This window comes from Mycobacterium sp. TH-M103 (genome assembly GCF_057473785.1).
This window is the reverse complement of the sequence record NZ_JBYCLG010000261.1, coordinates 1-6,072: the sequence shown is the minus strand read 5'-3', so window position 1 is coordinate 6,072 and position 6,072 is coordinate 1. Positions and strand designations below refer to the sequence as shown.

Annotated in this window: 6 protein-coding genes; 2 read left to right on the top strand and 4 right to left on the bottom strand. The window is 67.2% G+C overall.

What is annotated here, in order from left to right; translation table 11 throughout:
* The 4 genes from AC2VOR_RS15005 to AC2VOR_RS14990 all read right to left on the bottom strand — a co-directional run.
* Window positions 1–1,054, bottom strand: a 1,054-nt coding sequence (locus AC2VOR_RS15005) for an acyl-CoA dehydrogenase family protein (RefSeq protein WP_486964033.1), incomplete at its 3' end; no start/stop codon positions are given.
* A 412-nt stretch (window positions 1,055–1,466) separates the two neighbouring features.
* Window positions 1,467–2,330 (bottom strand): SDR family oxidoreductase, encoded by an 864-nt coding sequence (locus tag AC2VOR_RS15000; protein WP_369738401.1) that lies wholly within the window; start codon window positions 2,328–2,330, stop codon window positions 1,467–1,469.
* 11 nt (window positions 2,331–2,341) lie between these two features.
* Window positions 2,342–3,142: a mycofactocin-coupled SDR family oxidoreductase gene (locus AC2VOR_RS14995; protein WP_486964032.1), complete on the bottom strand. Its 801-nt coding sequence runs from the start codon at window positions 3,140–3,142 to the stop codon at window positions 2,342–2,344.
* Entirely contained in the window at window positions 3,142–4,767 is a 1,626-nt protein-coding gene (locus AC2VOR_RS14990; RefSeq protein WP_486964031.1) for a flavin-containing monooxygenase, read from the bottom strand. Before AC2VOR_RS14990 ends, AC2VOR_RS14995 begins: the two co-directional genes overlap by 1 nt.
* A 130-nt stretch (window positions 4,768–4,897) precedes the next feature.
* Between AC2VOR_RS14990 and AC2VOR_RS14985 the strand changes: the two genes are divergently transcribed.
* Together AC2VOR_RS14985 and AC2VOR_RS14980 are read left to right on the top strand one after the other, a co-directional pair.
* Window positions 4,898–5,215: a 2Fe-2S iron-sulfur cluster-binding protein gene (locus AC2VOR_RS14985; RefSeq protein WP_369738404.1), complete on the top strand. Its 318-nt coding sequence runs from the start codon at window positions 4,898–4,900 to the stop codon at window positions 5,213–5,215.
* A 6-nt stretch (window positions 5,216–5,221) separates the two neighbouring features.
* Window positions 5,222–6,055 (top strand): mycofactocin-coupled SDR family oxidoreductase, encoded by an 834-nt coding sequence (locus AC2VOR_RS14980; RefSeq protein WP_486964030.1) that lies wholly within the window; start codon window positions 5,222–5,224, stop codon window positions 6,053–6,055.
* Window positions 6,056–6,072 lie beyond the last annotated feature (17 nt).

Below are 6,072 nucleotides of genomic sequence, written 5' to 3'. Positions count from 1 at the left end.
GCAGCGGCTTGTCCATCCGCGACGCGTTGCCACCCGATCGGGCGAAGATCTCGTCGACCGCCGACACCGCGCGCCACACCGCGCGCACCTGGGTGCGACGGCCCGCCGCCCGGTCGGCGAAGGACACCTCCTTGCCGGCGGCGACCATGTCATAGATCCGGTCGGCGTTGGCCAGCAGTTCCTGGCGGGCGGCGTTGATGTCGGCCGCGGCCTCGCCGACGGCGTACATGACGTAGGGGTCGTCCTTGATCGCCGTTCCGGTGGCGCCGACCCGCTCTCGCTGATAATCCAGGTGTGCGGCCAGCGCGCCTTCGGCGATACCGATGGTCGCCGCCGAGATCCCCAGGGGAAACATCGTCGACCACGGCATCAGATACAGCGGCTCGGTCATCCCCGCCTCGCGCTGGGCGGTGCCGTCCATCACCTTGGTCGCGTCCATGGTCCGGTAGGAGGGGACGAACGCGTCTTTGACGATGACGTCCTTGGAGCCGGTGCCGCGCAGGCCCACCACATTCCAGGAGTCCTCGACGATCTCGTAGTCCTTGCGGGGCAGGATCATGTGCAGCATCTGCGGCGGCATCAGCGGGATGCCGTTGGCGTCGCCGAGCATCGCGCCCAGGATGATCCAGTCGCAGTGGTCGGTGCCCGAGCTGAACTGCCAGCGGCCGTTGAACAGGTAGCCGCCGTCGACCGGCTTGGCCACGCCCTGGGGCGCATACGGGGAGGCCATCCACGTGTCGACGTCGTCGGCCCAGACCTCGGCACCCACCTTCGGGTCGGCGTAGGCCAACTGGTAGGGGTGCACACCCACCACACCGACGATCCAGCCTGCCGCCGGATCGAGGGCCGCGGTCGCCATGACCGTCTCGGCGAACTCGCGGGGGTGGACCTCGAAGCCCGCATAGTTCTTGGGTTGCAGCAGTCGAATCAGGCCGGCGGCCTTCATCAGCTTCACCGAGTCGTCGGTGAGCCGGCCGATTCGCTCAGCTTCTGCGGCCTGCTCGCGCAACTGGTCGGCCATCGCCACGACCCGGTCAAGTACCCGCTCGCTCATTTTCATCGTCCTTACGTGTGTGGGCTTAATGAATGGTTTACCGCAGTCCATGCGCCGACTCTCTGATGATCCCGATCAGCGGGCTGAAATGGGTCCAAATCGATGTGCGAATTGTTGCCGACGAAACGGCTGTTGCCGCCCGTACGAGTCGAGCTCGACGCCGGCGCCGGGCGTCACAAGCGCCGTCGCGCCGCCCGGTGCTCGGGAACGGACCCGTTCCGAGGTCGCGGAAATCCCCAACCTGACGGCGGTGAACAATGCCAGTGCGCGGCCCTGGCTGCGCGAGACCTCACCCGGCAACCCACGCTCGGGGGCGATGCCGCGACCCGTTGTCGACTTCGATGCCGGGGGTAGCGGCGTTGACGCTCACGAAGGCCGGCCCGTACCGGCATGGACAGGCTGGACTGGCGCGCTAGCGACCCGATCGTCCACGACGAAAGGCGGCCATCCGCCAGAGGTACTGCGGCAGGTGCATGGACGGCACCCGTCGCGGCCAGTCATCGGCACGGAAGTATGCGTCAGTGCCGCCGTCGACGAAAATAACGCTACCGCAAAGGAACTCGGCGGCATCCGAGAGCATGAAGACCATCCAGTCCGCAAGCTGTGCGGGGTCTCCGAAGCCGCCGACCGGCACGGGAAACGAGCGGATCGCCCTGGCCTCGCGCGGTGTGGCCAACTGCTTCTGTAACAGCGGGGTCATGATCGCGCCCGGCGCGATCGCGTTCAAGCGGATCCCCGCACCTGCCCACTCCGGTGTCACCGCGGTGCGCCGCACCCAACGTGAGAGCGCGATTTTCGACGCGCCGTAGGCCATCGACGGGGCGGCCGACCGAAACATGCGTACCGCCCGTTCAGCCCTGACCACATCGCGGTCCAGCAACGCGCGTACCGCGCGCCCCGGCACGGCCGGCATCGTGGTCGCCGAGTTGCTCGCGACGACGACCACCTTCGCGTTCCCCGCCGCCGTGAACGCAGGACGCCACGCCTCGGCCAATTCGACCACGCCGAGAAAATTCACCGTCAGGATCAGGGGCACACCGGTCGCACCGGGGGTAGGTCCGAGGCCCGCCGCCAGCACCGCGCCATCCAGTCGGCCGTCGCAGGCCTCGGACACCGCTCCGGACGCCGCCGTGCGCCCGTCCTGACTGGAAAGGTCGGCCAGCACATCGGCGTCCCTGATGTCGACACCGATCACGCGGTGGCCCGCTTCCCGGAGTTTTGCCGCGGCGGCACGCCCCATACCCGAAGCAGATCCGGTGACCGCGTAGACGCCCATATGCCCTCTTCCTACGCTTTCGCCAGAAGACCGGCGTCGACCACGATCTGGGTCCCGGTGATATAGCGGGCTTCGTCGGAGGCCAGGAAGACGACCACATTGCTGACATCGACGGGTTCGACCCACGGCACGGGTAGCAAGTGACGGGCGATGAGCACCTCCGCGGCGTCCTCTGCCGTCGGGTTGTCCAAGTCGGGGCGAAGGCGCCGGAACGTCGCGTCGTTGAGGACCATCGCGGTTCCCACTGCGCCGGGATGGACGGTGTTCACGCGGATACGTCGCGGCCCGAGTTCGTTGGCGAGTGTGCGCGCCAGTCCCACCACGGCGTGCTTGCTCGCGGTGTAATGGGCACTGTTCGCGGTGCCACGAATGCCGTTGGTGGAACTGATGATGACGACAGAGCCACCCCGGTCCCCGATGTGGGGCACGCCCGCCTTCACGGTGTGCCAGACGCCGGTGAGATTGACGTCCAGCACCTGCTGCCAACTCTGGGGGGTGATCTCCCACGTGGGAGCGCCCGCAGGATGAATCCCGGCATTGGCGACGACCACGTCGATGGGACCGAGCTCGGCGACGGCGGCATCCACCGCTGCCGTCACGGCGGGCAAGTCGCTGATGTCGGCCAGCCCCGTCGCGGCGCGCACGCCCCGCCGCGCGACGGCGGCGGCGGTTTCGGCGAGTTCGGCGGCCGCCGCGGGCGCATCCAGCGCGATGACGTCGGCACCCTCGTCCGCGAACCGCTCACAGTGGCAGCGACCGGTCCCTCGGGCGGCGCCGGTCACCAGGACGACGCGACCATGCAGACCTGACATCAAGATCCCTTGATCAGCGAGAATCCCTTGTATCCGGCCTCGGCGACCTCTTTGCAGATGTCGAGATAGACCCCGAACCCGCCGATGAACAGCATGAAGACCCGCGGCTTCCCGGGAACGTTGGCGCCCAGGTACCACGAATTGGCCTTCGTGAACAGGCTCGCCTCGGCCCGGCGGGCGCACTCGGCCACCCAGTCATCGACGGCCTGCGCGGTCGCCTCGATCGCCGTGTAGCCGTGGGCATCGAGGTAGGCGATGCAGTCGGCGATCCAGTTCACGTGCGCCTCGGCGTGCAGCACCATGTTGGCCAGCACGGCGGGAGCACCGGGGCCGCACACCACGAACAGATTGGGGAACCCGTCGGTGTTCAGGCCGAGATAAGACCGGGGCCCATCGCTCCAATAATCGCGCAGGTGCTTGCCGTTCCGGCCGACGATGTCGATCTTGTCCAGTGCGCCGGTCATCGCGTCGAAACCGGTGGCGAGCACGATCATGTCCAGGTCGTAGTGTGCGTCGGTGGTGTTGATCTTGGCGGCGTCGACGGAGACGATCGGTGTTTTGCGGACGCTGACCAGTTTTACGTTCGGGCGGTTGAAAGTCTGAAAGTAATTGGTGTCGGTGCAGATCCGCTTGGTGCCGATCGGGTGGTCGTTGGGGATGAGGAGTTCGGCCACCTCCGGGTCGTCGATCACGGCCCGGACCTTCTCCTCATAGAACTTGCGGGCCTCTTCATTGGCGGCCGGGTCGGTCATCTGGTCCGGGAAGGTCTTGGAGAAGAGCACACCACCCAGATCCCAGCGCTTCTCGAACGCCGCGCGTCGTTCCTCGGGTGTCGCCTCCATGGTCGGCTTGGGGTGCGCGACATGGGGGGAGCCGCCTGAGCTGCGCCATGACACCCGTCGCCGTTGCTCGTAATTCGCCTTGACCTCCGCGCGATCGGAGTCGGTGAGCGGGCGGTTGCCCGCGGGGACGCTGAAATTCGGGGTGCGCTGGAAGACATAGAGCTGTGACGCCTCTGCGGCGATGATCGGGATCGACTGGATACCGGAGGAACCGGTTCCGATGACCGCGACCCGCTTGCCGGCGAAGTCCACCGGCTCGTGCGGCCACGAGGCAGTGTGGTGCACCTCCCCGGCGAAGGTGTCCAGGCCAGGGAACTGCGGGGTCAGCGCCGCCGACAGGGGACCCGTGGCCATCAGGCAGAAGCGGGCGGTGACGCGCTCACCCGTGTCTGTCGTCACCGTCCAACGCAACTTGTGCTCGTCGAGCACCGCGGACGTGACCCGGGAGTTCAGTGTGACGTCCCGACGCAGATCCAATCGGTCGGCGACCCAGTTGATGTAGGCCAGGATCTCGGCCTGGGTGGCGTACTTTTCCGACCAGTCCCATTCCTGTTGCAGCTCGTCGGAAAACGAGTAGCAGTAGTCCACGCTCTCGACGTCGCACCGGGCACCGGGGTAGCGGTTGAAGTACCACGTACCACCGACGTCGGGTCCGGCCTCGAACACCCGGACGGTCAACCCGTCGGACCGCAGCCTGTGCAGCGCATACAAACCCGCGAACCCGGCTCCGACCACCACAACATCAATATCGGGAGCCACCAGCCGATCACCGCCACTTTTCACAGGGTCAACGGTAGATCCTGCGCGCCGGAGGCAGGTGAGGTATCCCGGTGACCGGACTCCGAGACGGCCGGCCTCCCGGCCATCGGAAAGGCATCGGCGGGCCGGCTCATCGCCCCGTCAGAATCGCTCCATGTCAGAACCCGGACGACATGACGCCGCTGTGCGCACCGACGCGGCGGCTGCTGCTGTCGAGGTGAACTTGGCCGGCGAGGTCCACCGATTGCGCTGGCCGCGCGACCAGTCACTCGTCGACACGATGCTCGACGCCGGAATCGACGTGCCACACTCGTGTCGTGAGGGCCACTGCGGCTCCTGTGTGGCGACCCTCGTCTCGGGTGAGGTGGACATGGCCTGTTGCGAGCTACTGGGACCCGAAGAGCGCGCCGAGGGTTTGATCCTGGCCTGCCAGGCCCGCCCGCTCAGCGATGATGTCCGCGTCGAGTTCTGATGCGGTATGAGTAAGCGTCTGGCGGGCAAGGTCGCACTGATCACCGGCGCAGCGCGGGGGATCGGACGCGCGCAGGCCGTGCGGTTCGCGCAGGAGGGCGCCGACGTCGTGGCGCTCGATGTGTGCGGGCCGGTCGACACCGTGGTGGTTCCGCACAGCACGCCGGCCGACCTCGAGCGCACGGCTTCGTTGGTCGCCGAAACCGGCGCGCGGGTGCACACCGAGGTCGTCGACGTCCGTGACCTCGCGGGCGTCCAGGCTGCCGCTGACCGCGGAGTACGGCAGTTCGGCGGGCTGGACGTTGTGTGCGCCACCGCCGGGATCACGTCGCGTGGTGCGGCGCTCGACCTCGACGAAGATGCCTGGCGCACCATGTTGGATGTCAACCTCACGGGTGTATGGCATACGTGCCGCGCCGGCGCGCCACACCTGATTGCGCGCGGCGCCGGCGCGATGGTCTTGACGAATTCCATCGCCGGATTGCGTGGCTTGGTCGGCGTGGCCCACTACACCGCCGCCAAGCACGGTGTGGTCGGGCTGATGCAGAGCCTGGCCAAAGAGCTGGCGCCGCACAATGTCCGGGTCAATTGTGTGCATCCCACGAATGTCGATACGCCGCTGATCCAGAACGACGCTGTGCGCAGCGCGTTTCGCCCCGACTTGGACCGGTCACCCACCCGCGCGGAATTCGCCGAAGCGGCGCTGGGCATGAACATGCTTCCAGTCCCTTGGATAGAACCCGTAGACGTCGCCAACGCATCGCTGTTCTTGGCGTCCGACGAGGCGCGCTACATCACCGCGGCGACCCTGCCCGTGGACGCCGGCGCCACTCAACGGTAGGAGCAATCATGCTCGAA